Here is a 26,972-nt window from a genome sequence, read left to right on the forward strand (position 1 = left end):
TGTGCGAGCGGAAAATACCCTTGTTTGAGCCTTTTTCGACGCATTTATTTTCCAAACCATGGGAATAATGCTTTTTTCATGGGTATGTGATGAACGTTTTCAGACATCGTTTTACATTTTATTATGACGGGGATTCATTCCTCGTTGCTGCATGGTTGTATTTTAAGGGAGGAAGCCTTATGATTTCTGTAAATGATTTTAAAACAGGTCTGACAATTGAGGTTGACGGAGATATCCTGTCCGTTATCGAATTCCAGCACGTAAAGCCGGGAAAAGGCGCAGCGTTTGTGCGTTCGAAATTAAGAAATTTGCGCACCGGAGCGATCCAAGAAAAAACGTTCCGTGGCGGTGAAAAAGTAAACCCGGCGCGTATTGAAAATCGTAAGATGCAATTTCTCTATTCTAGCGGTTCTGCATATACGTTCATGGATATGGAAAGTTATGAACAGCTTGATTTGGATGCAAGTCAGATTACGCAACAATTGAATTTTCTTAAAGAAAACATGGAATGCAACATCCAATCGTACCAAGGCGAAACGCTTGGCGTTGCGCTGCCTAATACAGTTGTTCTTGAAGTCAGCGAGACTGAACCTGGTATCAAAGGCGATACCGCTTCCGGTGGATCGAAGCCTGCAACACTCGAGACCGGTTATGTCGTCAGCGTTCCATTCTTCGTCAATGAAGGGGACAAATTGGTTATTGACACACGCTCAGGGCTTTACGTTTCCCGAGCTTAAGCATCAATTCATCTTAATAGAGGGTGTTCAAAAAGTCCGGGAAAAATAGCTGTCGAATCTCTGTGTCAGCTTGTTTCTCCGCTCCTCACGTATCATTTGCATACGCTCTGGTGCTCGAAACTGCGCTTCCTTGATCTTCTCGGCTCTTTTTGTCCTCCTTTTTGAACAGACTCTAATAGAACTCGTATTGATAAAAGCAGCTTCTTCGGAAGCTGCTTTTTGCTGTTCCTAAAATTTTTATCATAATAGTTTCGAAAGGACGAGGGGGCGTTCATGGCTTGAGCTGCATAAACACCAATTCGCAATAAGGCAAGCATATTGTGTACAAGCCGGCATATATTTTGAGAAGAACTAAAAACATTTCAGCAATACGTCTTTTCGAGGTGAATGCTTTGAATCAAATTTTGCCTTATCTCCCTGAATCCTTTCAACAAATGATTATTCGGATGCCTGTAGAGGAGAGAAACATGCTGGAGGAGATTCGCTGCCGAACTGATTGTCCGCTGGAATTAATTGTTTCCGGAGAGCAGTGGATGCCCCCAGATAACGTGGAAATGCCGGTTTTTCGAAGGGAACAGGCAGCACAGATGCTTCAGAAAATCGGCAAATATTCACTTTATACACTTGAAGAAGAACTAAAACGGGGCTATGTGACAATTAAAGGTGGGCACCGAATTGGACTTGCCGGACGTGTCATTACTGAGCACGGTCATGTGCTTCGGTTACGTGATGTAACCTTTTTTAATATTCGATTGGCGAAACAGAAAATCGGCGCAGCACTTCCCCTTGTGCCCTATCTCTATAATCGCCAACGGTGGTTCAATACATTACTGATCGGTGCCCCGCAGACTGGAAAAACGACAATGCTTAGAGATTTAGCGCGCCTTGTCAGTGAAGGCATTCCTAAACGCTATATTGCTTCGCGCAAGACAGCAATTGTTGATGAACGTTCAGAAATTGCCGGTTGCGTCGACGGTGTTCCACAGAATCGGCTTGGTGCTCGAACGGATGTTATGGATGCCTGTCCAAAAGCCGAAGGCATGATGATGATGATTCGCTCCATGAGTCCTGAAGTGCTTATTGTTGATGAAATTGGCGGAAATGAAGACACAGCTGCATTGTTTGAAGCGCTGAATGCCGGTGTGACAGTGATGGCAACAGCTCACGGATTTACTTTTGATCAACTGTCTCAACGACCGTCCATTCGTCCGCTTATCGAAGCACAGCTTTTCGATCGGTACGTCGTGCTTTCTCGTCGGAATTTCGCAAATAAATCAGGATGCCGGTTAACCATCCTTGATCAATTGGGAAGAAAAATGTCTTCAACCGAGGGGATTTGGCAGTGATAAAACTGATAGGATCACTATTTATCTTATTTGCTTCGACATCCGGTGGATTGCTGCTTGCCAGACAATATCGGGATCGTCCAAGAGAAATTCGTCAATGGCGTTCAGCGCTTCAGTCTATTGAAGCCGAAATTGTTTATGGCAGAGTGCCGGTTGATCAGATGGCAGAGGATCTTTCCCGTCAAATTCCCATGCCGCTTTCACTTTTCTTTCATTTGCTCAAAGAACAGTTACGCAGTGAAGGGCTGCCTTTGCAAGAAGCTTGGTCAAATTCAGTGGAGCAATTTTGGCCGAGGACGTCAATGAAGCAGCCTGAGAAAGAAATTATGCTTCAATTCGGTTCAACGCTCGGCACAGAGGATGCGGAGAATCAAAAGAAGCACATTCAACTCGCTTTAGCTCATCTGGAGCGTGAGGAGTCTGATGCCAGGCAATCGCAGAAGGCAAACGAGAAAATGATGCGGAGTCTTGGGTTCTTGACCGGTGTACTGGTGGTTCTTCTGTTCATATAGCTTTGAAATGGTTTTATTTACACTGATAAGAAAGTAAAAATAATTAAATAGTCAAGGAAATGAGTGTAAGTGGTCGGATAGAGCGCCACGCCCTGTGGCATATCCGACATTTAGCCATCTTGGCTGGCACAACTAAGGCTTTGCCCTCGCCAAAGGCTTGGCAAAGCCAAGTTTTCTAACACTGGTAAGAAAGTATATAAAAAAATTCAAGGAAACGAGTGTAAGTGCAACTAAGGCTTCGTCGTCGCCAGAGGCTTGGCAAAGCCAAGTTTTCTAATCTGCACGACTTGTTGCGAGGGAGAGGAGGCAGTCCCAATGTCACTGGATGTAAATACTATCTTTCAAATTGCAGGCATCGGCATTATTGTTGCCATGATTCAAACGGTTCTTAAGCAGATGGGTAAAGATGATTGGGCACAGTGGGTTACCTTGATCGGATTTATCGTGATCCTTTACATGGCTGCAACACTTATAGATGATCTCTTTGAGAAAATACGTCAAGTATTTCTTTATATGTAGTGAGGCATTGGCCAATGGATATTCTTCAGATCGTCGGTTTGGGACTTGCCGTCACCTTTCTTGCACTCGTCTTGAAAGAGAAAAACCCAGTTTTCGCACTCGTCGTTTCACTTGTTGCCGGTGTATTCATTTTACTCATGATGGTTGATCAGATCCGACTGGTCATGGATATGCTGAAAAGCATGGCGCAGAATGCGCATCTGAACAATGTCTATGTAGCGACAATTCTTAAGATTATCGGCATCGCATATATTTCGGAATTTGGCGCGCAGATTGCGAAAGACGCGGGACAAGGCTCTATAGCGGGGAAAATTGAATTGGCTGGAAAGCTGATTATTCTTGTTATGGCAATTCCGATACTGACAGCGATTGTCGAAACAGTCATGAACCTAATGCCGCAAATGGGAGGAGGCTAAAATGGGAAAATATAGGGTGTCGGTTTACATTCGTGTACTCTTTATCGCTTTCTTTGCTGCTTTGCTCATGCTCTGCCTGGACAAGCCGGCATTGGCCGATCAACCAGACAGTACGGTTAATGAATGGTCTGATCAGCAACTAGATAAAATTGATACAGATCAAATTGAAGACTATTGGGATAAAGTCGTCACTGACTATCATGGGTTTCTGCCTGAAACAGAGTCTAGTTTTAAGAATTTTGTGCAGTCAAATAAACAGGGCTTCTTTAAACAGCTTATTGATGGTATTGTCCATTATTTTTTTCATGAGCTTGTGGTCAGCAGCAAGTTGCTCGGAACGTTAATCTTGCTTACCGTATTTTCAACACTGCTTCAAACGATACAGTCGGCATTTGAGCATAAAGCTGTTTCCAAGGTCGCGTATATTGTTGTTACCCTTGTATTGATAATTTTGCTTCTTAATAGTTTCAGACTCGCCATTGATTACACGAACGACACTGTAGGAGCGATGAGCAATTTTCTTGTCGCACTCATTCCACTCATTTTTGCACTTACAGCGGCAACAGGTGGATTAGCCTCAGTAGCTTTTTTTCATCCTTTAGTGATCTTTCTTGTCAATGCTTCCGGTTGGCTGATCTCATCTTTTGTATTACCGCTACTGCTGATGTCCGCGCTTCTTGCAATCGTCAGTACGCTTTCGGATCATTATAAGCTCACTAAATTAAGTGATTTGATGAAAAATATCGCACTATTCACATTAGCAGGATTTTTCGCGGTGTTTCTTGGCGTCATCTCTGTTCAAGGGGCGGCGACATCCATATCTGATGGTTTGATGGTAAAGTCAGCTAAATTTTTTACTGGTAATTTCATTCCTGTTGTCGGACGAATGTTTACGGAAGCGGCCGACACAGTCATGGGCGCATCTGTGCTGCTGAAGAATACAATTGGTATTGCCGGTTTATTATTATTACTCTGCATTACTATTTTCCCATTGCTCAAAATTCTTTCGCTTGCATTCATATATAATTTAGCCGCAGCTGTACTGCAGCCGCTCGGAAGTGGTCCCGTGATTGACTGCTTAGTTATTATGGCTAAAAGTATTTTTTACTTATTCGCCTCTTTGGCCGTAGTATCACTTATGTTCTTTCTTGCGATCACGATCATTATTGCTTCGGGAAATCTTTCGTTAATGGTGCGATAGGAGGCATAATCGTGAGTTATCTTGTTCATTGGGTATCTGAAATCATTTTAATCGTTCTGTTTGCCGTCATTCTCGAGTTGCTCGTTCCGACAGGAACATTTCAAAAGTACATTAAATTCGTGATCGGACTTGTTCTCATTGTCGCTTTAATGGACCCGGTCATTCGCCTGTTTCAGGTGGATCCGAGCAGCCTGATTAAAGGACTCAATTCAGAGCAGCACGATGCGCCAATAAAAACAGAGACAACTCGTCAAAAAAATGAAATACAAAAAGCACAAGCCGCATATATTCAAGAACAAGTGGCTGTCCACATGAAGAATGAGGTAAAGGAGGAGTTGAATGAACACTACGGATTACAGATCACAGATTTGGCATTATCTGCGGCAAAAATTAGCGGACAAGAATTGTCAGTGGGCAAAGTTACAGTCGTCGTTGAAAAAACAGAGCGCAACCATCGCAGTCAGGAATCCGGAATTCGGACCATTCAACCCGTTAAAAGTGTATCGGTCGACATAGAAGATCACTCATCGAAAAAAAAGTCGGTACATGAATCCAATGAGATGAAAAGCGTCCGCTCCTTCCTTGCCAGACGATGGGAACTCAGTAAGAGCCTCATCACAGTTAACATGGAGGGAGGGAAGATCAACCCGTGATACGATGGATTGAAAGAATCGGTAGGATGTTCTTCGGAAGTCGCGATAAAGAAGGAAAACCGATTAAAAGCACGAAAGGAACTCTGGCTAAACTTGTCACACTTGCATTGATCGGAATGGTACTTCTTGCGGCAAACCATTTTTTTTCCGGAAGTCAGAACGCTCAAAAACCAACGGCCCAACAAGTGTTCAATAATAAGGATTCGAAGGACCTCTCGGAAATAAAGTCCGGCGCGGCACAGAGCTCTATGACATCAATTGAGAAGTATGAATCCTATGTCAATCAGAATTTAAAAGATATATTGGAGCAAATTCGCGGAGTATCTGATGTGTCGGTTATGGTAACATTCGCATCGACTGAAAAGAAGATTTATCAGAATAACACCAAAACGCAAGACAACCAGTCAAATGAAACGGATCAAAAAGGCGGAAAACGTGAAGTGAATGAGCGGAATGAGGACACTGAGGTCGTTATGATTGACCAGAATGGCAATAAAGTTCCCGTTGTTATTGGCAAGGAGCAGCCAACGGTCCGCGGCGTGATTGTCGTCGCTAGAGGCGCAGACCAGCCGACGACAAAGGTTCAAATCATGGATGCCGTTGCTACTGTTTTGGACATCCCTACGTACAAAGTAAAAGTACTCGAGAAGAATGAATGAGGAGGCAGTAATCATGATCAAGAAACAAACGGTTTGGCTGTTAACGATGCTTAGTTTAATTGTTGTATTGTCGGTGTACGCGTTATCAGCTCCAGGAAATCATACGGGCGACCTATCACAGTCTGCCACAGACAAAGCCAAGCCTGCGGCCACCAATGTAAAAACCGGTAAAACGGTGACGGCAACCGCAACCGCGACAAAACTGGCGGATATTGAATTAAGTAAAAATGATGAGCGTGCGCAATTGGAGAAAAAATACGAAAATGTCATTGCTTCTAACAGCAGTTCTGCAAAAGAAATAAACGCGGCTTATAACGAAATGGATTCGCTTAAAGCATTAGCTGACAATGAGACCATGCTTGAAGATGTAATTGATTCAAAGGGGTTCAAAGACAGCGTAGTGAAAACGAGTGGAAATCAGGTGCAAATTTATGTCGACTCAAATAAGTTGACAGATAAACAAGCGAATCACTTAATTCAGCTCGCTAATGAATATCTGGGGACCGGCAGGGTAGTCAGTGTTACCTATGCATTAAATCAAAAGTAAAAAATCATGATATTTTAAAGATTTTTTGAACGAAATTAGGTAGAATAGAAACTGTTGCGATTGCCCGCAACAGTTTTTTTGCGTCGGAACAGGAACATTTCGGACAATCACTTCGTAAGTTTACTGCCCATCTCTTTCGGGGAAAATTAAAAGATCAAATAAAATTCCGTAAGGATGCGCTTTAGTTCATCATTAGTTTCAGGCATTATAGAATTGATATGCTATAATTGAAATCAAAGCGAACGGAATAAAGGAGTGCTGGATTTGTTAAGTATTGAAGACATTAAAGCATTGATAAAGGAGATGGATTCATCTTCAATCAGTGAATTGAAATTTGAGGCGGAAGATGCAAAAATCACTTTAAAAAAAGCGGAAGCCTTTGCTAATAAAACGGTGGTTCAGACTGCGCCGCAAGTCGCCGGACTCCAGGCGGCAATTGCTCAGCCCGTTGTTCAAGCAAGTGCCTCGACAGGAAGTGCCGATCTTGATGAGAATAGTGGGGATGATTCGTCACTACATAAAATTACGGCTCCTATGGTCGGTACTTTCTATTCATCTTCATCACCTGAATCCAATGCATTCGTATCAAAGGGTTCTAAGGTTGACAAGAAAACAGTTGTTTGTATTGTTGAAGCAATGAAGCTCTTCAATGAAATTGAGGCAGAATGCAAAGGTACAATTGTTGATGTTCTTGCGGAAGACGGACAGCTTGTTGAATATGGTCAGCCACTATTTCTTGTTAAGGAAGATTAAGGAGTTCATTGTTCATGATAAAAAAAGTATTAGTTGCGAATCGAGGAGAAATTGCGGTTAGAATTATCCGCGCATGTAAAGAATTGAACATAGAAACCGTTGCGGTATATTCTCAGGCAGACAAGGAATCGCTGCATGTTCAGCTAGCTGACGAAGCTTATTGTATCGGACCGAATGCGCCGAAGGACAGTTATCTCAGCTATACGAATATGATCAGTGTTGCAACGCTTACAGGTTGCGACGCCGTCCACCCAGGTTATGGGTTCTTATCCGAGAACGCTGATTTTGCCGAAATGTGTGAGGAATGTAAGCTCATTTTCATTGGACCAACATCTGAAGCGATAAGCAAAATGGGGATTAAAGATGTTGCCAAGCAAACGATGAAAAATGCTGATGTTCCTGTTGTGCCTGGTTCAAACGGTGTCATTGACCGTGTTGAGGATGGTGTGAAAATTGCAAATGATATCGGCTATCCCGTGCTCATCAAGGCAACTGCAGGCGGTGGAGGCAAAGGCATCCGCGTTGCAAGAAATGAAGAAGAATTACGACATGGAATAACGATTACGCAGCAAGAGGCTGATACGTCTTTCGGAAATTCAGGAGTGTACATTGAAAAGTACATTGAAAATTTTCGCCACGTGGAAATTCAAGTGCTCGCCGATGAACATGGTCATGTGATTCATCTTGGCGAACGTGATTGCACGATACAAAGGCGTCTCCAAAAGTTATTGGAAGAATCTCCATCACCTGCACTTGACGAAGCCAAGCGTCAGGAAATGGGGATGGCCGCTGTACGGGCTGCGCGCGCCGTAAATTACCGGGGTGCCGGTACAATCGAATTCATTTACGAACCCAATGGTTCCTTCTATTTCATGGAAATGAATACGAGAATTCAGGTAGAACACGGTGTGACAGAGGAGGTTACCGGAGTTGATCTTGTTAAAGAACAATTGCGTATTGCATCCGGTGAGCCGCTTTCAGTAACTCAGGCAGACATTCAGTTACAGGGCCATGCTATTGAATGCCGCATCAACGCCGAGGACTCGGAAAAGAACTTTATGCCGTCTTGTGGGCGTGTTGAAACGTATCTGGCCCCAGGAGGTCCGGGTGTACGTGTGGATTCAGCAGCATATCAAGGTTATTTCATACCGCCATATTATGATTCTATGGTCTCAAAGGTTATAGCCTATGGGAAAACAAGAGAAGACGCGATCGCAACGATGCAACGCGCGCTAGGTGAATATGTAATTGAAGGAATTAAAACAACCATTCCATTTCATCTTCGTTTGTTGCAGCATCCGGTTTTTGAAAGTGGAAAATTCAACACAAAATTCTTGGAAAAGTATCCGTTAAACGAGCAAAGCTAATTATGGAGGTGTGATCATCATGCCGGAAAACGAAAATCGAACGATTGAGGTTGAAGAGCAACAGGTGGATTTGGGAAGAATAGAGATTTCTCCTGAAGTGATCGAAGTAATTGCAAGCCTTGCAGCCGTTGAAGTTGTCGGAGTTAGCGATATGCATGGAACCTTCGCTTCGGGAATGGTTGAGAAGCTGGGCGGTCGCAATTACCGAAAAGGTGTCAAAGTGGATTTGACTGAAGACGGCATTGACATAGATGTTCAATTGACGATGAATTACGGTGTCTCCATACCTGAAGTGGCTGAGAAAGTGCAAGACAACATTGTTCATACACTGAAGCGGATGACATCACTTGATGTTCATGAAATCAATATTCATATTGTCGGTATCCATTTTGATCACAAAGAAAAAACAAATTCTGAGATCAATTAAGAAGCAAAGGGCAAGGAATGTCCCTTTGCTTCTTTCCGTGTTTCAAACATGATAAATCAGAACCATGAGATTGCCAAAGGCGTCATGACATGGCTGATTAATTAAGGCAGGATATGAGAGGGAGTACGTAATGAATCGAAGACAAGCACGGAAAATGGCGCTCCAAGCCTTATTCCAAATGACACTTAGCAATACAGATCGGGTAACAGCGCTTGAAGCTGTGCATGACAGTGGCGACCCGACCGATCCGTTTGTCAACCATTTGCTGGATCAAACCTTGGATCATGAAAAAGAAATTGATCGTTTAATCAGTAAACATCTGCAAAACTGGTCATTAGATCGGGTAGGGAACATTGATAAAACAATTTTACGACTTGCCGTTTGCGAGATCCTTTATTTGGATGATATACCGGTTACAGTGTCGGTAAACGAAGCGGTTGAACTGTGCAAAATTTATAGCGATGAACAGACACGCAAGTTTGTTAATGGTGTTTTATCCGGTATTTCCAAGGAAATAGATGCTGAAGGTCACAAAAAATAAAGGGTGGTTGAATGGTGGGTGCAAAACTGATTGATGGAAAAGCAATTGCCGCAGGAAAAAAACAGGTGATGAAAGTTCGCGTTGACGCAATGAGACGGCGCGGAGTTGTTCCCGGACTCGCTGTGATTCTCGTTGGCGAGAATCCCGCATCAATGTCCTATGTCAAGGGGAAGATTCGTGATTGCAAAGAAATAGGCTTCTACTCTGAACTGATCCGTTTTCCAGAGACAGTAACCGAAGAACATTTGTTGGAGAAGATTACGCAGCTCAATGGCAATGACGCAATTCATGGACTGCTTGTTCAGTTGCCGCTGCCGAATCAAATATCTGAGAAAAAGGTGATTCAGGCAATCAGCCCGGAAAAAGACGTTGATGGTTTTCATCCGATTAATGTTGGACGACTTGTCACGAAACAGGAAGGCTTTGTTTCATGTACGCCGGCTGGTATCATCGAAATGCTCAAGGCGATAGATGTGCCGGTAGCTGGTAAGCATGTGGTCATTGTCGGACGAAGTAATATTGTGGGTAAACCGGCCGCACTCTTGTTTTTAAATCTTGATGCTACGGTAACAATTTGCCATTCAAAGACCCGACCGCTCGCGCAGTATACCAAGCAGGCCGACATTCTAGTAGCCGCTGCGGGAAAAGAAGCGCTGATCCGCGCTGAAGACATCAAGCCTGGTGCCATTGTCATCGATGTCGGAATGAATCGTAATCAAGCAGGTAAGCTTGTCGGTGATGTTGCGTTTGATGAATTAAAAGAAAAAGCAGACTATATTACTCCTGTTCCTGGTGGCGTTGGTCCAATGACACGTGTCATGCTTCTTGAAAATACATTAATTGCCGCACTTCGGCAGAACAAAGAGGCTGCTCATTAATGGAGAATGATCGATATATTAGTGTCACTAAGCTTACTCGATATATCAAACAATTAATGGAGACAGACGCAAATCTGCAATCTGTATGGCTGCGCGGTGAAATTTCTAATTTCAAACGACATTCTCGAGGACATCTTTATTTAACAATAAAAGATAAAAACTCGAGAATTCGTGCCGTGATGTTTGCAGGCAACGCTCGCCAGTTAGCCTTTGAACCAAAAGACGGAATGAAAGTTCTTGTTCAGGGATCAGTAGCTTTATATGAACCCTATGGTGAGTATCAAATTTATATTCGTGATATGGAGCAGGATGGACTGGGCAGGCTTTATCAAGCCTATGAAGCGCTAAAGAAAAAACTTGAGGAAAAGGGTATGTTTGAGTCCTCATACAAGAAACCTATTCCGAGGGTTCCTTATGAGATTGGTATCGTGACGTCAACGACGGGGGCGGCCATTCGTGATTTATTTACCACGATCAAACGACGATTTCCGGTTGCCCGCATAACCGTCTTTCCTGTTCTTGTTCAGGGTACTGGAGCGGCTCCATCAATAGCGGAGGCAATTGAGCAGGCAAACAGTTATCCACATATTGATGTTCTGATTGTCGGTCGAGGCGGCGGATCAATTGAGGATCTATGGGCATTCAATGAAGAAATAGTCGCTAACGCGATTTTTCGATCACAGATACCCGTCATTTCCGCAGTCGGTCATGAAACTGATTTTACAATTGCTGATTTTGTTGCCGACAAACGAGCGCCGACGCCAACAGCGGCAGGAGAGTTTGCAGTGCCGGACCGTGTTGACTTGCAAAGACGAATCGATCAATCCTCAGCTCGATTAGCCCAAGCGATGAACAGCCGGATACGTGAAGAAAAGAACCATCTGCATCAATTGCAGCAATCCTATGCTTTTCGTTACCCTGGGCAGCTAATCCTTCAGAAGGAACAGGAATGTGATCGACTCGTGGAGCGCTTAAATAGCGCACTTCAAGCACAATTACTGCGCAAACGTGAACGGCTGATTATGATCGAGCGATTGCTGGGGCAGAGTAAACCAATGCAGCTTTTAAACAGAACAAAACGGCTTTTAAACGACCGAGAGCAGCAATTAATTCGTTCATTCTCAGTATATCGTAAAGAGCGGGAAGCGCACTTTGAACGTTTAATCGCACAACTGAACAGTTTAAGTCCGCTTAAAATTATGGGCCGCGGTTATGGCTTAGCTTTTGACGTGGATGATCAGCTAATCAAATCGGTGCACGACATAGCACCCGGCGATATGTTTAATCTTAAAATGCATGATGGAAAATTGGATTGTCAAGTGTGGGGCATAGAGGAGGCGAATGAACATGTCGGAATCGATGAATGATAAAGGAAAAGCGCCGGTATTCGAAGAGGCAATGGACAAGTTAGAGCAAATTGTCAAGCAATTGGAAGAAAATGATGTGCCGCTTGAAAAAGCGATCGGATTGTTTCAAGAAGGTATGGCACTTTCGAAGATTTGCCATGACAAGCTTGAAACGGTTGAAAAGAAAATGGATCAACTCGTGTCACCAAATGGAGAATCAAAGCCTTTTTCAGTTCAGGGAGATGACGTAGAGTGACTGAATTGTTAAGGGATTATATGGATGAAAAAAAAGAATGGTTTGAATCGAAAATCCCCAAACTTTTTCAGAATGCGCCAGTCACGCCTAAACTAGAACAGGCAATGCTCTATTCATTAGAAGCTGGTGGAAAAAGAATTCGTCCTATATTATTATTCGCCACATTGCAGGCATTTGATCAAAAAGAAGAAATTGGGTTAACGACTGCACTGGGATTGGAAATGATTCATACCTACTCATTAATTCATGATGATCTTCCCGCAATGGATGATGATGACTTGCGGCGCGGCAAGCCGACAAATCATTGTGTTTTCGGTGAAGGCACGGCAATTCTTGCCGGTGACGGCTTACTTACGGCCGCGTTTCAAATCATTGCGGATGACCAGGCGCTTGATACGGATACGAGAATTCGGCTCATTAGCTTACTTGCACGAGCAGCCGGACCTGAGGGAATGGTGGGCGGACAGCAGGATGATCTTGAAGCAGAAGCAAAGCGACTTGATTTAGAAGATTTGATTTCGATTCACAAGAGAAAAACCGGCGAACTTATTCGTTTTCCCATTGAGGCAGCGGCGTTGATCGCTAAAGCAACAGAATCAGAAACAGAAGCACTTGTTCATTATTCGGAACACATTGGACTTGCATTTCAAATTGGTGACGATATTCTTGATATCTCTGGTGATGAAAAAGCATTGGGAAAGCCTATCGGCAGCGATCTTGCGAATCATAAGAATACTTATGTCAGCCTGCTGGGGTTGACAGATGCGAGAGAAAAACTAGCTCAAGAAGTGGAGAAATCCCTGCATAGTTTAAAGAAACTGGGTTTTGAAAATAAACGTCTTGGGGATATTGCACGTTATCTGCTGAACCGAACATATTAACAAGTGAGATAATTTATTTGAGGGTTTGTCACTTTTGTGATAAACTTAAGTGCATCAAAATGATGGTGCGGTATTCTAGTCACTCTACTTTACTTGAAGACGGGGCTAAAAATCCGTCAAAGGGCACATCGATGAAGTTCCTGGTACTGGCTTAAGGCGCCCAGCTTTGGGCTCGTGCTGGGAGTAAAGGGCGTAGGGCGATCCGCAACGGCATGTGGGCGAAGACCCTGCGCCCGTGGAGACACGTACGTTGTTTGCTTTAGCAATGACTATGTGGAAAACCTGTTTCGTAAGTACTTATTCACTAAGGAAAAGCGAACAGCGTAGCCTGCCTTGAGTGGGAAAGAGGGGATGGTCGGCGCATAACTTTGAACTACTTGGCCGGTATGATAAGGGGCGCCTTCCTGAAATCAATTCTGCAAAAGAGGCTAGAGCAAAGTTTCAAGAGTGCTTGAGGAAATCTCCTAGACTGTCTGCATACCTGCAGCATTTGAAAAGGATTATAGTGCGGTCTGAGTGGTGTTCTAGTTCAATGTCTGGTGACAGCATTGGTCAAGTTTTAAAAGGAAACTGCCTGCTTGGCAACAACAGGTAATTTGACGGGAAAACCTACTGGACCTAAGCCGCAATATTTACTTTTCAAATGACCTCACTACATAATTAGTTACCCTTACAAATAGATATAGTTTAAGGATGTGAAATGTCCGGTATTTGCAGGATTGATTGACCGGAATACGCATGAAAAATGAATTAAAAAAATCTTTAAAGTGGGCATTGCCATTAGCTGTTATCACGTTTGTGCTAGCGGCTATTTTTTCAATTGTATCCAATGCGATTCTGAGTAACGCCAATGTGGTAAGCGGCATTGCGGTTGTTCTCGTTATTATTCTAATTGCCCTGTTTTTTGATATCATTGGTGTAGCTGCCACCGCGGCGATCGAGGCGCCTTTTCACGCGATTGCATCGAAAGGTGTGAAGGGGGCAAAGTACTCAGTATGGCTTGCTAAGAATGCGGATCGTGTCAATACCTTTTGTACCGATGTCATTGGTGATGCGAGCGCGATCATTAGTGGTACTGCTTCATCGGTCGTTGTAGTGGAAATGATGTTGATTCTCGCTTACAATGAAAGTGGTTTTATGGAATATGTTATTTCCGTATTTGTAACCAGTATTGTTGCCGCATTAACCGTCTTTGTAAAAGCTCTTGGAAAAAGTTTCGCGATAAAGAATTCGACGAAGATTATTTTTAAAGTCGGATATGTCATGTATTTTACCGAAGACCATCTTCATATTCCGATCCTCAGAATTCTTGATACAAAGAAAAAAAAGAGCAAAAAGAGAAAAACGGCAAAGAAGGATGTGTGATTATTATGGATGTATCGACAATCAAAAATCCTAAGTTTCTTAAAAAAATGTCCGTTAATCAGATGGTTGATCTGGCCGGTGACATCCGCGCTTTTTTAATTCATAAATTATCAAAAACAGGTGGACATCTTGCGCCGAATCTTGGTGTTGTTGAATTGACCTTAGCACTGCATAAGGTGTTTCATAGCCCTACAGATAAACTTGTTTGGGATGTCGGGCATCAATCTTATGTGCACAAGATCTTGACCGGCAGAGGCGATCGCTTTGATACGTTGAGGCAGTACAAAGGGCTATGCGGCTTCCCAAAAAGAAGTGAGAGTGAACATGACGTCTGGGAAACAGGGCACAGTTCAACATCTCTGTCCGCCGCTCTTGGGATGGCGGTCGCTCGTGATTTGAAACAAGAAAATTTTGATGTCGTGGCGATTATCGGTGACGGAGCGCTGACTGGCGGGATGGCTCTGGAAGCTCTGAATGATATCGGGCACCAAAAAAGAAATATGATTATTGTATTAAATGATAATGAAATGTCGATCGCACCAAATGTCGGCGCTCTTCACAATATGCTTAACCGGATCCGTTCGGCTAATAAATATAACAGAGCCAAAGAGGATTTAGAGTATTTGATGAAAAAAATTCCTGCATTTGGAGGCAAGTTGGCGTCTGTCGCTGAACGTTTGAAAGATCGTCTGAAATATTTGCTTGTGTCCGGCGTATTTTTTGAAGAGTTGGGAATTACGTATCTTGGCCCTGTGGACGGTCATAACTTAAATGCACTTATAGACAACCTTAATTATGCGCGAAAGAAAAAAGGACCGGTAATCATTCATGTATTGACGCAGAAAGGTAAGGGCTATAGACCGGCTGAAATGGATGAAGTTGGTACGTGGCATGGCACTGGTCCTTATAAGATCGAGTCTGGCGCATTTATCAAACCCGTGGCTGTAGCCCCGGCTTATAGTCAAGTTGTTAATGATACCCTGCAAGAATTAGCACGGCATGACAAGCGGATCGTTGTGATTTCACCGGCGATGGTTGTCGGATCAAAACTTGAAGGATTCGCTAAAGAATTCCCTGACCGATTGTTTGACGTGGGAATTGCCGAACAGCACGCGGCAACTTTTGCAGCTGGGTTAGCGACACAGAATATGAAACCGATTTTGTCAATATACTCAACATTTATGCAGCGCGCCTATGATCAGATTGTCCATGACATATGCAGACAGAATTTAAATGTCGTCATTGCGGTTGATCGGGCGGGACTTGTCGGGGCTGATGGCGAGACGCACCAGGGGATTTTTGACATCGGGTTTTTGCGCAGTTTGCCTAATCTGACCATCATGATGAGTAAGGACGAAAATGAGTTGCGGAACATGGTTTACACAGCGACACGCTATGACCGAGGGCCAATCGTTGTTCGATATCCGCGTGGAAATGGAATTGGTGTCGGTATAAGTGAAAGGCTTGAAGAGATTCAGATCGGCTCATGGGATGTTCTGCGTGAAGGCGCGGACATGACGGTATTGTCATTCGGACCGATGCTGCAAATCATCTTAGCTGCAGCGAAGCAGCTTGAAACAGATGGCATTCACCTGCGTGTGGTTAATGCGCGATTTATCAAGCCGATGGATCATCTGATGCTTGCAGATCTCGGTGAGCTTGGAACGCCCATACTGACTGTTGAAGAAGGAATGCTTGCGGGCGGCTTCGGTTCTGCTGTGTTGGAATATTACCATGATCATGGCATCCATGATTTAATGATTGAACGAATGGGAATAGATGATTGTTTTGTTGAACATGGTGGTGTAAATGAATTGCTGAATGAACTAGGACTGACATCGAAACAGATTGCAACTCATGTTAAACGGATGTTGAAGCAGCAGAGTAAGAAGAATGTTGTCAGGAAGGTTATTACTTCATGAAAGAGAGACAACGGGTTGACGTCCTTCTTGTACAGAAGGGATTGTTTGATTCTCGGGAAAAAGCGCAAAGAGCAGTGATGGCGGGAATGGTCTATCACGGCGATCAACGTGTAGATAAACCGGGAAGCAAGGTCGACAGCACACTGGAATTTAATATAAAAGGTACCATTCTCCCCTATGTGGGTCGTGGAGGTTTGAAGCTGGAAAAGGCGCTCGAGGTGTTTCAACTTGACTTGACTAATGTACTGATGCTTGATATTGGTGCCTCAACGGGCGGTTTCACCGATTGCGCACTCCAAAATGGCGCGAGAAAAGTGTATGCGCTCGATGTCGGTTATAATCAATTAGCCTGGAAGCTTCGCAGCGATCCGCGTGTCATTGTTATGGAAAAAACAAATTTTCGTTATTGTACGCCGGACAATTTTCAAGAGGGGTTGCCTGAATTCGCATCGATTGATGTATCATTCATCTCGTTAAAGAAAATCCTTCCGCCACTCATAGATATTTTAAAGCATGAAGGTGAAGTAGTCGCGCTGATAAAACCACAATTTGAGGCGGGCCGGGATGAGGTCGGGAAGAAGGGTATTATTCATGACCCGAACGTACATCTCTCAGTTGTTAAAGATATCCTTGATTTTGCACGAACATGCGGATATACGTTGCTTGATCTAAACTATTCACCGATTACTGGCGGTGACGGCAATATTGAATTTCTCGCCTATTTTCGATCAGAAAAGGGGAACGCATCGGATTTATTGCAGATTACACCGGAAGAAGTCGTTCGTCAGGCACATCAGAATTTCGATCACAAAAAAAATAGGACATAAACCTGAGAATGAACAGGTTTATGCCCTATTTTTTTTAATAACTTCTTGACTGTTTCGCGCGAACGGTAGAGAATAGATATAGAGAACGAATGTTCGAATTAAAGAGGTGAACCTTTAATGTTAGCGGAACTTCAAATTATAAATTTTGCGATTATCGATAAACTTACTGTAACGTTTGAAGACGGTCTGACTGTATTTACAGGAGAAACCGGCGCTGGGAAATCGATCATCATTGATGCGATCGCGTTACTCGCCGGCGGTCGTGGATCTGCTGAATATGTTCGTCATGGCACGCAAAAAGCAGAAATTGAGGCTTTATTCGATATAGAAGATACAGAAAGTGTGTCACGTTTGCTTGACCAATTTGGAATGGATCAAATCGACGGGCAACTCATACTTAGAAGAGAAATTTCCAGCTCGGGCAAAAGTGTATGCCGCATTAACGGAAAGCTTGTGACATTGTCTGTTCTTCAGCAATTTGGGACTATTCTTGTTGATATACACGGGCAGCATGAACATCAAAGGCTTCTTGAACCGAGTAATCACCTTGGATTTGTCGATCGCTATGGCGGAACGACAATCAGTAAATTAAAACACAGCTACTTGGAAGAATATAAACAAGTGGATGAACTGGCAACTAAGTGCAATAAATACAATGGTGATGAGAAGAAAATTGCTCAGAGAATCGATTTGCTTCACTATCAAATCGGTGAAATTGAAGCGGCTCAACTAAAAGCAGATGAAGAAGACCGTATTCTTGAAGAAAAAAGAAAACTCGTCAATTTTGAAAAAGTATATCAATCGCTTAAAACAAGCTATGAGGCGCTTGATGGAGAAAATACCGGACTGGATATGCTTCGAAAAGCATCCGGAAGTCTTGATGCAATTCGGGATTTGGATCCGGAGCTTGCCCGCTTCTCAGAGTCGGTTTCGAACTGTTATTATCTCCTAGAGGAACAAACATCTGCAATTCGGGCATATCTGGAACAAATGGAATATAATCCTGAACGACTGGATGAGATCGAAAATCGACTAGATGAAATCCATCTGTTGAAAAGAAAGTATGGCAACTCTGTAGAAGAAATTCTGACTTATTATGAACAAATAAAAAACGAATTGGATGAATTGAATTCTCGAGATCAAAATTTCGACGTATTAAATGACGCATTAAAAGCGGGTCTAGGCAAGTTGAGGGACATAGCGGTGCAGCTGTCTTCCGAGAGAAAAAAGACAAGTGCACGCCTTGCTCGAGCTGTTAACCGTGAATTTAAAGACCTATGTATGGAACACGCACTCCTTGATGTTCATATTGAGATGGGCAGCAATTTAGAGTCTTTTTCCGGTTTCGAGCTTGAAGGGATTGATCACGTTTCCTTTTACATAACGACTAATCCCGGGGAACCATTTAAACCACTGGCAAAGATTGCTTCAGGCGGAGAGCTTTCGCGGATTATGCTCGCGATAAAAACAGTTTTTAAAAAAATAATGGGGCCAGCGACGATTATTTTTGATGAGGTAGACACTGGAGTCAGTGGCAAAGCCGCACAAGCGATGGCAGAAAAAATCAGCAGTTTGGCTCAAAATGCACAAGTGTTCTGCATTACACACCTTCCGCAAGTGGCGGCAATGGCTGATCAGCATGTATACATCGAAAAACATATCACGAAAGATCAACGGACCGGAACGCGCGTAAAAAAATTAAATGAATCCGAAAAGATACGCGAAATCAGCAGAATGATTTCAGGTCCTCTGATGACTGATCTGGCTCGTGAGCATGCCAAAGAATTAATTCAAATGGCAGGCAAAATGAAGTACTAGCACATGGCATGTACATCCTATACTGGAATTAATCCCTTCTTCGGATCACTCATAATTATCCTCTGCTCAGGCAATTTTAATAAATGCACTGCAAGACAAGGTGCGGGTTTGCAGCGAGGAGAGTGAGTTATGAAGATAAGAAAAAATCTAAAAATTACAGTTGTTGTTCTTCTTCTCGGTTTTTTAATGGTCAGTTCGAGTATAAGAACAGGGCAGTTTGTCTCACACATATGGCAGAACGCGGGGACATTGCCTAACAACTACTTACGCGCTGATGTCGCAAGTGGTTCGCCAATCGCAATGGTAACAAAGAAGCGAAAAGCCGAATCAATTCTGAATTATCGGGGGATACACCATTCGCAGGCCGTTTTAAATCAATTGTCGGCAACCACTGTCAACGCGGCGGACAAAGATGTCCGTTTAATACCTGGCGGTCAATCAATTGGTGTTCAACTGAGCACTAAAGGTGTGCTTGTTGTTGGTTACCATCTAATTGCAACCGGCGGGGGCGAGTCATCGCCTGGGGAAACAGCAGGAATTCGAGTCGGTGATGTGATTACAAAGATTAATGGCAAAACGATGAGCTCCATTACAGATGTTCGTCACATTATGGACGGTTCGAAGGATGGCGAGCCGCTGCAGGTGACATTGATTCGCCAGCGGTCCATGGTTAAAAAAAGGCTGACACCGATCATGGACACAGCAAATCGTCAATATCAGATGGGACTGTTCATCAGGGATTCGGCATCAGGTATCGGTACCATGACCTTTTATGATCCTAATACGGGCTCATATGGAGCTCTTGGGCATGTGATCTCTGATCGCGATACGGGTCAACCCATCATGGTGAAAGACGGGCACATCGTCCGTTCCATTGTACAGGCAATTGATCGAGGCAGAGAAGGAAAACCAGGAGAAAAAATTGCATTTTTTCCTGAAAATGCGATAAGTATTGGTTCTGTCTCAAAAAATACGCCATTCGGTATCTTTGGGAAAATGGAAAAGAACTACATGATGCGTTCTGGTATGAGCAATGCTGCACTTCCAATTGCCACAGGGGATCAAGTCAAAGAAGGTCCGGCAAAAATTCTTACCGTTCTTAATGGAAATAAGGTTGAAGCTTTTAACATCCGAATTCTAAATTCGATATCGCAAAAACATCCTGCGACGAAAGGATTAGTGATCAAGATAACGGATCCGCGTCTGCTTAAAGCTACAGGCGGTATTATTCAAGGGATGAGCGGCAGTCCGATTATTCAAGATGGTAAATTGGTCGGGGCAGTTACCCATGTGTTTGTCAACGATCCAACAAGCGGATATGGTGTGCACATCGAATGGATGATGGATGAAGCAGGTCTACATCATGAAAAACAAGCTCTACGTAAGCGGATTGCAAGCTAACGAATTTACTGAATCACTAAATAAAATTCGACATATATGTGTCGAACTAAGCTGGAAAAACACTTATTGAGATGAACGATCTGTTTTAAAGAAGAAAATGAAAGAAAAAAATAGATTGAAGTGACTAAGAATAAAAAGGATACCTTCCTCTCTTGTCGAAAAGATAACATATAGTAATTTCGACAAGGGGGATTTTGTGTTGCAAACAATTAAGGTCTGCTTGACGGACGACAACAAGGAATTAATTATGTTGATTTCTGAGTACTTAAAAACGCAAGATGATATTGAAGTTATAGGAACAGCGAGCAATGGACAGGATTGTCTTGAAATGCTGAAATCCATGACACCAGATGTGCTCTTATTGGATATCATTATGCCGCATCTTGACGGTCTTGGTGTATTAGAGCAAATTCATGCTAATCCCGATCTTCCGCAACCCGGCATTATTATGCTCACTGCCTTTGGTCAAGAAGATGTTACAAAAAAAGCGGTTGAGTTAGGGGCGTCTTATTTTATTTTAAAACCATTTGATATGACGAACCTTGCCAACCATATTCGCCAAGTCGCCGGAAAAAAGGAACTGAGTCCTGTTTTCACGACGCATTCGATTCAGCGCCCATCCGCATCTGATAAAAATCATGACCTTAACGCAAGTATTACCGATATAATCCATGAAATTGGCGTGCCGGCTCATATTAAGGGATATATGTATCTTCGTGAAGCGATCTCTATGGTTTATCACGATATCGAATTGCTTGGATCAATTACAAAAGTGCTCTATCCGGATATTGCCAAAAAATACAAAACGACACCCAGCCGTGTCGAGCGCGCCATCCGTCATGCCATTGAAGTGGCTTGGAGCAGAGGAAACGTTGAGTCCATTTCTTCACTGTTCGGCTACACGGTATCCATGTCTAAAGCAAAACCAACCAACAGCGAGTTCATCGCCATGGTCGCCGACAAGCTCCGAATCGAAAACCGTGCGGAGGAATCAATGCGGATTTTGTGATTGTATCGGTTTTCTCCACAAGTCCAACAAAAGGTTATAGACCAAGGTTATAGATCAAATTGAGCACCTTAATTGTTGAATGAACATCCATCCAATAAATAGAGGTGCTTATTTAACAATTTTTAGAAGAAAGCATCATCTAATGCTTTGCGCAGCCAATGTTCCAAAATTATTCATGAACTGCTTTAAGAATAAAGCGGCATGAACTAAAATTCTATGGTATAGTTTATTTTGTCAAAAAAAATGCTAACCGTTTTCATTTATGACGTACATAAAGAGTCAAAATTGTTGAAAACATATATGATCTGAAGGTGAAAATACCTTTTTTAACGATCATGGTGTAGCTTTGGAGGGTGTTGAAGATTTGACTGGTCTGTTAATTTCCCTCATTCCAGCTCTCCTTTGGGGGACACTGCCGCTTGTGAGCACAAAGGTAGGGGGAACACCGCATCATCAGGTGTTCGGAATGACGATTGGTGCGCTGTTTTTTTCGATTGCGCTATTTTTCTTTATACCGCCGGAACTTAATGCAACGGTTATTACGGTAAGTTTCATTTCAGGATTGTGCTGGGCTGTGGGGCAATTTCATCAGTTCGCTGCAATGAAAATTTTGGGTGTTTCGAAAACGATGCCTCTTTCTACTGGGATGCAGCTTTCCGGCGCGGCACTGTGTGGTATTCTGATTTTTCATGAATGGGATACTGCCTTTAGAATGGCTTTGGGGTTGTCGGCTTTAGTATTGATTGTCCTTGGGGTTCTGCTTACTTCGAGAGAGAAATATTCTACGGAGAACCAAGCGAATAAAATGCTAAAAGGTATTTTTCTTTTGATTGTGTCGACACTAGGCTATATCTCTTATCTTGTCATTCTTCGTTCCTTTGATATTGACGGTTGGTCCGCAATTTTTCCTCAATCGATTGGAATGATCATTGGAGCAATAGTGCTTTCAGGCAAACAGGTGAAGTCCCTTTACAATCGTCACACCGCCTTTAATATTATTTCCGGTTTTATGTGGGCCGGAGGTAATCTTTCACTGCTTATTGCAACGAAACTTGAGGGTGTCGCGATCAGCTTTTCAATGTCTCAGATTGGTACAGTGCTTTCAACATTAGGCGGAATCTTTATACTAGGCGAAAAGAAGTCAAAACATCAGATGGTACTCCTATTGATCGGATGCGCGTTAATTATCGTTGGCGGTGTTTTACTGGGAATGACGAAGCGCTGATAAAGAGATATATCGTTGATTTCATTTTTTTCATGGTTAGGTCATGACATAGGCGGAAATGAATGATAAAATGAAAGTAAGCTTTTTGAAGAATCTTGTCGTCTGGAAAAGATGAAAACGGTTCTTTAAAGGATAATGCAGGTCAATATATCATTGAATCCTGTTCAATTCAAATATTATGCAAATGAATGGAGCGAGTAGAGAAATGGAAAAAACGTATGTTGTCACTGACGAAACGGGTATTCACGCACGCCCGGCAACTGTACTTGTAAGTGAAGCAAGCAAATTTGAATCAAACATTAACATCGAATATAATGGCAAGAAAGCCAACCTGAAAAGTATCATGGGTGTTATGGCTCTTGGCATTATGCAAGGCGCTGAATTCAAAATCGTTACTGAAGGCACAGACGCTGATGAAGCATCTGAAGCAATTGGCAATGTAATCTCAGCACAGGGCATTGGCAAAGAAAATTAATGCTCTCCATATAAAAAGCGGCGAGTTTGAGGGAAGCCTCAAACTCGCCGCTTTTTTTTATCTTTTTTTTAAACTGCCGGAACCGGTTTTCTGATGCGATTAAGCAACAAATGTGAGAAGTAAGTTTGTCCGATCAGGAATAAACCACCGACAACCCAATATAATGGCAGCGCAGCCGATGTTGAGAGCGAAGCAAAAACGATCATGATTGGTGACATCAATCCGATCCATTGCATCGAATTTTGCTGCTGCTCTGCGCTGACGGTAGGCATCAGCTTTTGGCTTATTTTAAATTGCATAAAATAAACGATCCCCGCGACAATTGTCAATGCAAGATCTGTATGCCCCAAACTGAACCAAAGAAAGTGGTGCGTTGCGATCTCGTGTGAACGTCTTATCGCGTAGTAAAAGCCCATAAGTATTGGCATTTGCACGAGAATGGGCAAACATCCGATTGCCGAAAACGGATTGACATTGTGTTTTTTGTAGAGGCCCATCATTTCCATTTGAATTTTTTGCTTTTCATTGGGATCCTGGGCAGCCGACATTCTTTTTTGAATGTCCGTCATTTCAGGCTTGAGCTTGTCCATCTTTTTCTTCACGTCAAATTGTCGTATATACTGTCGGATCATCAATGGTGCCAATAAAAGTCGAATCAAAATCGTTAACGCAATGATCGCCATCCCATAGCTACCCCCAAAGAAGGAAGCCGTGCTTTGGATTAAGAGTGTGAATGGTTCAATAATCGTATTCATGTATTCAGTTCCTCCTAGCAATTGTTCAGCTTTGTTAAGTGAATTAGCCAAGAGGAGTACAATCATATTCTGAGTCATTTGCACCGGAATCTCTTCGTTTAATCGTTCGTACCAGGCAAAATGCGAATTGGCGCATTCCGTTATCAGAGATAATGGACGATGAAGCTGATTGAGCAAAGGTACCGGGTGCTCGCTCGTCCAAATGGCGGTTGAAATGAGCACGTTCGGAATCTAAGGAGCGCTTAATTAAAGGAATTGAGAACTGAAGTGCGATCAGCAACGTTGGAAGCGATGGATCATTCAATAGATAAGCGCATAAATCGAGCGTAACGGTCACCTGCCTTTCAAATGTGATCTAGAATCATCATACCATTAATGACTTATGCGTAGAAGTATATTAACTAGAACAAACAGCATCAGAATAGCCCCTGCCGTAGAGGCAGGGGCGTTCTTTTTATCATTAATTAATTATAGAAGAATGAGCGGAGTTAAGAGTGGAGCAAACACAAGTGTAAAGATCGCGGCAAGTACCATCGCGAGACTTGCTGCCGCGCCTTCCTCACTACCGAACTCCAACGCTTTTGACGTTCCTGCACCGTGTGCCCCCATTCCCAATAACAGTCCTTTCGCTAATTTTTCTTTAATATGCAGATAGCGAATTACCATTGGACCAAGGATTAGTCCGGTAATCCCTGTCACGATGACGAAAATTGCGGTCATTGTCGGCATGCCTCCAATGTCCACGGATACGGCCATGGCAATCGGAGTAGTAATCGATCGTGGCAATAGACTAAGCAGATAACTGTCTTGCAAGTGAACGATGTGGCTGAAAAGACCGGAGCTGATAATAGCGATTGTGACGCCAGCAGTCATGCTGATCGCGATAATTTTTGCGTATTTTTTCATTACCTTGCGAAATTTATAAAGTGGGACAGCAAATCCGACAACAGCAGGTTGCAGCAGATTGCTTAACCAACGTCCGCCACCATCATAGTCTGAATAATCAATCTGAAACCCGACAAGCATCGTTGAGAGTATACAAGGCGCTACAAGAAGTGGAGATAGCAGCGCAAACCGAACTTTCTTGTAAAGCAGTTTCGATAAATAATACACAATAATGGTAAGCAGGATGCAAATAAATGCAATCATTTTCCAATCTCTCCCTTTTTATTTGCCAGCCTGCGAATTGAAATTTGAGCAACAAGACCAGTGACAATCATGACTGTAATTGTACTTAATAAAATCACAATTAAAAATTGCGAACCGTGCTGAAGGATTTCGTTCTTGTATTGAATAATCGCTACGGCAGATGGGATGAAGAACAACAGCATTTCAGACATTAGAAATCCTGCGCCAAGTTCAACTGCAGATAGTTTTAAAACCTTGAAATGCAACAGTGCAAGAACGATGAACAGACCGATTATACTGCCCGAAACAGGCAGGTGGAGCCATTTGACAAGAACATTGCCAAGCAGCGCAAACAAGTACAGGTAGGTAACCTGAGTGATAATGCGAAAACATTTTAGCAAATTACAGACACTTCCTAATTTTAGTTGGCTATTTGAGTGACTAATGTCACACTGTATTATACAAAAGTTAAAAATGCAGGTACAATAGAATTCAGGAATACACATATTCCAAACACCTATAGTGCGGGGGCGGCGAAGACGGATATTAAACACCTTCATTATTTTTTAGAAGTAGCTGTAAGAAAAAGTTTTACGAAAGCAGCGCATCATTTATATGTGACTCAACCCACAATTAGTAAAATGGTACGAGATATAGAAGATGAACTCGGTATGGTTTTGTTGGATCGAACAGGTAAAGAAATTGAGTTAACCGATGCGGGACGAATTGTTTTTGAGCAGTCACAGAAAATTGTTCAATCCTTTGCCCATTTGTCTGACGAATTAAGTGACCTCACCCACGCCAAAAAAGGAAAATTAACGGTTGGGCTGCCACCGATGATTGGCATGCAATTTTTTCCTGGAATTCTCAGTCAGTTTCGAAAGAGCTTTCCTGGCATAGATTTGCATAGTGCTGAGTATGGAGCGAAGAAAGTAGCTGATTGTGTGTCGGATGGACTCCTTGAAGTTGGTGTTACTGTAGGAAGCATCAATGAAGAAGTTTTAAATTCATTTGTTTTTTTTGAGGACAGTATTCGTCTTGTCGTTCATACATCAAGCCCACTCGCGAAGCTGAGCCATGTAACGTTAACAGATCTTCGTGATGAACACTTCATCCTGTTTCCGGAAGACTTTTCGTTACGAGGGATGATTATCAATGGTTGTGAAAAGGCGGGCTATCAACCCAATATTGTTTTTGAAAGTTCACAATGGGAGTTTATGGTTAAGATGGTTTCAAAGGGATTCGGTATTGCATTCTTACCAGAGAGTGTCATTAGTAAAATGGAACAGAAAGCAGAGCCGATTATTACACTTCCGATAGAAGAGTCTGAACTTAACTGGCGTTTATCTATGATATGGAAGAAAAATCACTATTTATCCTATGCAGCGAGGACATGGGTATCTGAAACACGCGCCATGTTAATGGGCATACAATGAGTTAACCAAACGAGAGCATAGAGGAAAAGAGAAATAAGAAATTAATTATTGACAAGCCAAATTGTGAGTGATATATTATAAAAGTTGTCGCCGCCGATAAAACACTTTGAAGTTGACGATTGGTGAGACAAGTTTTATTATTAAGAATTAGTCATCAAAACATTTTGTTGACAAAGAACAATTTATTTGTTAGACTGTTCAAGTTGTCACTTTAAAAGATGACTGCGAATGTTCCTTGAAAACTAAACAAAAGCCAAGCGTGATTTAAAAAGGGTTTAACCCCTGATAAATTCAAATTGCTATGGATCTTATGAACGAGCTTCCACAGGATGTGGTGACTTCCGCGTTATACACAGGACGTGCATGACTTTAGCGGAAGATCCGCTCCTTTGGAACTGAAACAAAACTGTGTTATAAAGCAAGACACTTTTTGGAGAGTTTGATCCTGGCTCAGGACGAACGCTGGCGGCGTGCCTAATACATGCAAGTCGAGCGCATTGAAGGGAGCTTGCTCCCGGATGTGAGCGGCGGATGGGTGAGTAACACGTGGGTAACCTGCCTGTCAGATTGGG

29 protein-coding genes and 1 rRNA gene are annotated in these 26,972 nt (G+C 42.8%); 27 read left to right on the plus strand and 3 right to left on the minus strand.

Annotated features, from left to right (window positions below; all coding sequences use genetic code 11):
* Positions 1–179 precede the first annotated feature (179 nt).
* The 25 genes from efp (at position 180) to BM003_RS15200 (ending at position 23,081) form a co-directional block, all read left to right on the plus strand.
* A complete protein-coding gene (efp, locus tag BM003_RS15080; protein ID WP_093674480.1) occupies positions 180–737 on the plus strand; it encodes an elongation factor P in 558 nt (185 codons plus the stop codon).
* Between the two features lie 392 nt (positions 738–1,129).
* Positions 1,130–2,083 (plus strand): stage III sporulation protein AA, encoded by a 954-nt coding sequence (gene spoIIIAA / locus BM003_RS15085; protein WP_281242920.1) that lies wholly within the window; start codon positions 1,130–1,132, stop codon positions 2,081–2,083.
* Positions 2,080–2,595 (plus strand): stage III sporulation protein SpoIIIAB, encoded by a 516-nt coding sequence (spoIIIAB, locus tag BM003_RS15090; protein ID WP_093674481.1) that lies wholly within the window; start codon positions 2,080–2,082, stop codon positions 2,593–2,595. The genes spoIIIAA and spoIIIAB overlap by 4 nt, the downstream gene beginning before the upstream one ends.
* Positions 2,596–2,910: 315 nt before the next feature.
* Complete coding sequence (spoIIIAC, locus tag BM003_RS15095; protein WP_023511026.1) at positions 2,911–3,114, plus strand: stage III sporulation protein AC; 204 nt, start codon at positions 2,911–2,913, stop codon at positions 3,112–3,114.
* A gap of 14 nt (positions 3,115–3,128) precedes the next feature.
* On the plus strand, positions 3,129–3,530 hold the full coding sequence (spoIIIAD, locus tag BM003_RS15100; RefSeq protein WP_093674482.1) for a stage III sporulation protein AD: 402 nt from the start codon (positions 3,129–3,131) through the stop codon (positions 3,528–3,530).
* Position 3,531: 1 nt separating this feature from the next.
* On the plus strand, positions 3,532–4,731 hold the full coding sequence (gene spoIIIAE / locus BM003_RS15105) for a stage III sporulation protein AE (protein ID WP_093674483.1): 1,200 nt from the start codon (positions 3,532–3,534) through the stop codon (positions 4,729–4,731).
* 11 nt (positions 4,732–4,742) lie between these two features.
* Positions 4,743–5,384, plus strand: coding sequence for a stage III sporulation protein AF (gene spoIIIAF, locus BM003_RS15110; RefSeq protein WP_177184823.1), 642 nt, complete (start codon positions 4,743–4,745; stop codon positions 5,382–5,384).
* Positions 5,381–6,043 (plus strand): stage III sporulation protein AG, encoded by a 663-nt coding sequence (gene spoIIIAG, locus BM003_RS15115; RefSeq protein ID WP_177184824.1) that lies wholly within the window; start codon positions 5,381–5,383, stop codon positions 6,041–6,043. Before spoIIIAF ends, spoIIIAG begins: the two co-directional genes overlap by 4 nt.
* Before the next feature lie 13 nt (positions 6,044–6,056).
* Positions 6,057–6,590, plus strand: a complete 534-nt coding sequence (locus tag BM003_RS15120; protein ID WP_093674485.1) for a SpoIIIAH-like family protein — start codon at positions 6,057–6,059, stop codon at positions 6,588–6,590.
* Between the two features lie 264 nt (positions 6,591–6,854).
* Positions 6,855–7,343, plus strand: coding sequence for an acetyl-CoA carboxylase biotin carboxyl carrier protein (gene accB, locus BM003_RS15125; protein ID WP_093674486.1), 489 nt, complete (start codon positions 6,855–6,857; stop codon positions 7,341–7,343).
* 14 nt (positions 7,344–7,357) lie between these two features.
* On the plus strand, positions 7,358–8,710 hold the full coding sequence (gene accC / locus BM003_RS15130; RefSeq protein ID WP_093674487.1) for an acetyl-CoA carboxylase biotin carboxylase subunit: 1,353 nt from the start codon (positions 7,358–7,360) through the stop codon (positions 8,708–8,710).
* 19 nt (positions 8,711–8,729) lie between these two features.
* Positions 8,730–9,137 (plus strand): Asp23/Gls24 family envelope stress response protein, encoded by a 408-nt coding sequence (locus BM003_RS15135; RefSeq protein ID WP_093674488.1) that lies wholly within the window; start codon positions 8,730–8,732, stop codon positions 9,135–9,137.
* Between the two features lie 130 nt (positions 9,138–9,267).
* Positions 9,268–9,678, plus strand: coding sequence for a transcription antitermination factor NusB (nusB, locus tag BM003_RS15140; protein ID WP_093674489.1), 411 nt, complete (start codon positions 9,268–9,270; stop codon positions 9,676–9,678).
* 14 nt (positions 9,679–9,692) lie between these two features.
* Complete coding sequence (gene folD, locus BM003_RS15145; protein ID WP_093674490.1) at positions 9,693–10,556, plus strand: bifunctional methylenetetrahydrofolate dehydrogenase/methenyltetrahydrofolate cyclohydrolase FolD; 864 nt, start codon at positions 9,693–9,695, stop codon at positions 10,554–10,556.
* On the plus strand, positions 10,556–11,923 hold the full coding sequence (xseA, locus tag BM003_RS15150) for an exodeoxyribonuclease VII large subunit (RefSeq protein WP_093674491.1): 1,368 nt from the start codon (positions 10,556–10,558) through the stop codon (positions 11,921–11,923). The genes folD and xseA overlap by 1 nt, the downstream gene beginning before the upstream one ends.
* On the plus strand, positions 11,904–12,158 hold the full coding sequence (gene xseB / locus BM003_RS15155; RefSeq protein WP_093674492.1) for an exodeoxyribonuclease VII small subunit: 255 nt from the start codon (positions 11,904–11,906) through the stop codon (positions 12,156–12,158). Before xseA ends, xseB begins: the two co-directional genes overlap by 20 nt.
* Positions 12,155–13,039, plus strand: coding sequence for a polyprenyl synthetase family protein (locus BM003_RS15160; protein WP_093674493.1), 885 nt, complete (start codon positions 12,155–12,157; stop codon positions 13,037–13,039). Before xseB ends, BM003_RS15160 begins: the two co-directional genes overlap by 4 nt.
* Positions 13,040–13,762: 723 nt before the next feature.
* Positions 13,763–14,404 carry a hypothetical protein gene (locus tag BM003_RS15165; RefSeq protein WP_342742023.1) on the plus strand — a complete coding sequence of 214 codons (642 nt, stop codon included), beginning with the start codon at positions 13,763–13,765 and terminating at the stop codon, positions 14,402–14,404.
* A 5-nt stretch (positions 14,405–14,409) separates the two neighbouring features.
* The gene (gene dxs / locus BM003_RS15170; RefSeq protein WP_093674494.1) at positions 14,410–16,326 is read left to right on the plus strand and encodes a 1-deoxy-D-xylulose-5-phosphate synthase; all 1,917 of its coding nucleotides are present in this window, start codon (positions 14,410–14,412) and stop codon (positions 16,324–16,326) included.
* Positions 16,323–17,153 carry a TlyA family RNA methyltransferase gene (locus BM003_RS15175; RefSeq protein ID WP_093674495.1) on the plus strand — a complete coding sequence of 277 codons (831 nt, stop codon included), beginning with the start codon at positions 16,323–16,325 and terminating at the stop codon, positions 17,151–17,153. The genes dxs and BM003_RS15175 overlap by 4 nt, the downstream gene beginning before the upstream one ends.
* A 117-nt stretch (positions 17,154–17,270) precedes the next feature.
* Positions 17,271–18,971, plus strand: coding sequence for a DNA repair protein RecN (gene recN / locus BM003_RS15180; RefSeq protein WP_093674496.1), 1,701 nt, complete (start codon positions 17,271–17,273; stop codon positions 18,969–18,971).
* 129 nt (positions 18,972–19,100) lie between these two features.
* Positions 19,101–20,372 carry a SpoIVB peptidase gene (gene spoIVB / locus BM003_RS15185; RefSeq protein ID WP_093674497.1) on the plus strand — a complete coding sequence of 424 codons (1,272 nt, stop codon included), beginning with the start codon at positions 19,101–19,103 and terminating at the stop codon, positions 20,370–20,372.
* Between the two features lie 247 nt (positions 20,373–20,619).
* The gene (gene spo0A / locus BM003_RS15190; RefSeq protein WP_425441058.1) at positions 20,620–21,381 is read left to right on the plus strand and encodes a sporulation transcription factor Spo0A; all 762 of its coding nucleotides are present in this window, start codon (positions 20,620–20,622) and stop codon (positions 21,379–21,381) included.
* Positions 21,382–21,745: 364 nt separating this feature from the next.
* Positions 21,746–22,606: a GRP family sugar transporter gene (locus BM003_RS15195; protein WP_177184825.1), complete on the plus strand. Its 861-nt coding sequence runs from the start codon at positions 21,746–21,748 to the stop codon at positions 22,604–22,606.
* 205 nt (positions 22,607–22,811) lie between these two features.
* Positions 22,812–23,081: a phosphocarrier protein HPr gene (locus tag BM003_RS15200; protein ID WP_093674500.1), complete on the plus strand. Its 270-nt coding sequence runs from the start codon at positions 22,812–22,814 to the stop codon at positions 23,079–23,081.
* Between the two features lie 68 nt (positions 23,082–23,149).
* On the opposite strand, the gene yidC is transcribed toward BM003_RS15200, so the two are convergent.
* The 3 genes from yidC to BM003_RS15215 form a co-directional block, all read right to left on the minus strand.
* Positions 23,150–23,836 carry a membrane protein insertase YidC gene (gene yidC, locus BM003_RS15205; protein ID WP_093674501.1) on the minus strand — a complete coding sequence of 229 codons (687 nt, stop codon included), beginning with the start codon at positions 23,834–23,836 and terminating at the stop codon, positions 23,150–23,152.
* A gap of 468 nt (positions 23,837–24,304) precedes the next feature.
* Positions 24,305–24,985, minus strand: a complete 681-nt coding sequence (locus tag BM003_RS15210; RefSeq protein ID WP_093674502.1) for an LrgB family protein — start codon at positions 24,983–24,985, stop codon at positions 24,305–24,307.
* Positions 24,982–25,365, minus strand: a complete 384-nt coding sequence (locus BM003_RS15215; protein WP_177184826.1) for a CidA/LrgA family protein — start codon at positions 25,363–25,365, stop codon at positions 24,982–24,984. The genes BM003_RS15210 and BM003_RS15215 overlap by 4 nt, the downstream gene beginning before the upstream one ends.
* Positions 25,366–25,401: 36 nt before the next feature.
* On the opposite strand from BM003_RS15215, the gene BM003_RS15220 reads away from it, so the two are divergent.
* Complete coding sequence (locus tag BM003_RS15220) at positions 25,402–26,400, plus strand: LysR family transcriptional regulator (protein WP_245734304.1); 999 nt, start codon at positions 25,402–25,404, stop codon at positions 26,398–26,400.
* Between the two features lie 427 nt (positions 26,401–26,827).
* Positions 26,828–26,972, plus strand: a 16S ribosomal RNA gene (locus BM003_RS15225); the annotation flags it as partial.

Source organism: Sporolactobacillus nakayamae (assembly GCF_900113325.1).
GTDB classification, from domain to species: domain Bacteria; phylum Bacillota; class Bacilli; order Bacillales; family Sporolactobacillaceae; genus Sporolactobacillus; species Sporolactobacillus nakayamae.

Coding starts and splice junctions, on each gene's coding strand:
- nusB (WP_093674489.1), top strand. CDS start 9,268: ATGAATCGAAGACAAGCACGGAAAATGGCGCTCCAAGCCTTATTCCAA.
- accC (WP_093674487.1), top strand. CDS start 7,358: ATGATAAAAAAAGTATTAGTTGCGAATCGAGGAGAAATTGCGGTTAGA.
- BM003_RS15120 (WP_093674485.1), top strand. CDS start 6,057: ATGATCAAGAAACAAACGGTTTGGCTGTTAACGATGCTTAGTTTAATT.
- BM003_RS15135 (WP_093674488.1), top strand. CDS start 8,730: ATGCCGGAAAACGAAAATCGAACGATTGAGGTTGAAGAGCAACAGGTG.
- BM003_RS15175 (WP_093674495.1), top strand. CDS start 16,323: ATGAAAGAGAGACAACGGGTTGACGTCCTTCTTGTACAGAAGGGATTG.
- recN (WP_093674496.1), top strand. CDS start 17,271: ATGTTAGCGGAACTTCAAATTATAAATTTTGCGATTATCGATAAACTT.
- spo0A (WP_425441058.1), top strand. CDS start 20,620: ATGTTGATTTCTGAGTACTTAAAAACGCAAGATGATATTGAAGTTATA.
- yidC (WP_093674501.1), bottom strand. CDS start 23,836: ATGAATACGATTATTGAACCATTCACACTCTTAATCCAAAGCACGGCT.
- BM003_RS15210 (WP_093674502.1), bottom strand. CDS start 24,985: ATGATTGCATTTATTTGCATCCTGCTTACCATTATTGTGTATTATTTA.
- BM003_RS15200 (WP_093674500.1), top strand. CDS start 22,812: ATGGAAAAAACGTATGTTGTCACTGACGAAACGGGTATTCACGCACGC.
- xseB (WP_093674492.1), top strand. CDS start 11,904: ATGTCGGAATCGATGAATGATAAAGGAAAAGCGCCGGTATTCGAAGAG.
- dxs (WP_093674494.1), top strand. CDS start 14,410: ATGGATGTATCGACAATCAAAAATCCTAAGTTTCTTAAAAAAATGTCC.
- xseA (WP_093674491.1), top strand. CDS start 10,556: ATGGAGAATGATCGATATATTAGTGTCACTAAGCTTACTCGATATATC.
- spoIIIAE (WP_093674483.1), top strand. CDS start 3,532: ATGGGAAAATATAGGGTGTCGGTTTACATTCGTGTACTCTTTATCGCT.
- efp (WP_093674480.1), top strand. CDS start 180: ATGATTTCTGTAAATGATTTTAAAACAGGTCTGACAATTGAGGTTGAC.
- spoIVB (WP_093674497.1), top strand. CDS start 19,101: ATGAAGATAAGAAAAAATCTAAAAATTACAGTTGTTGTTCTTCTTCTC.
- spoIIIAC (WP_023511026.1), top strand. CDS start 2,911: ATGTCACTGGATGTAAATACTATCTTTCAAATTGCAGGCATCGGCATT.
- spoIIIAD (WP_093674482.1), top strand. CDS start 3,129: ATGGATATTCTTCAGATCGTCGGTTTGGGACTTGCCGTCACCTTTCTT.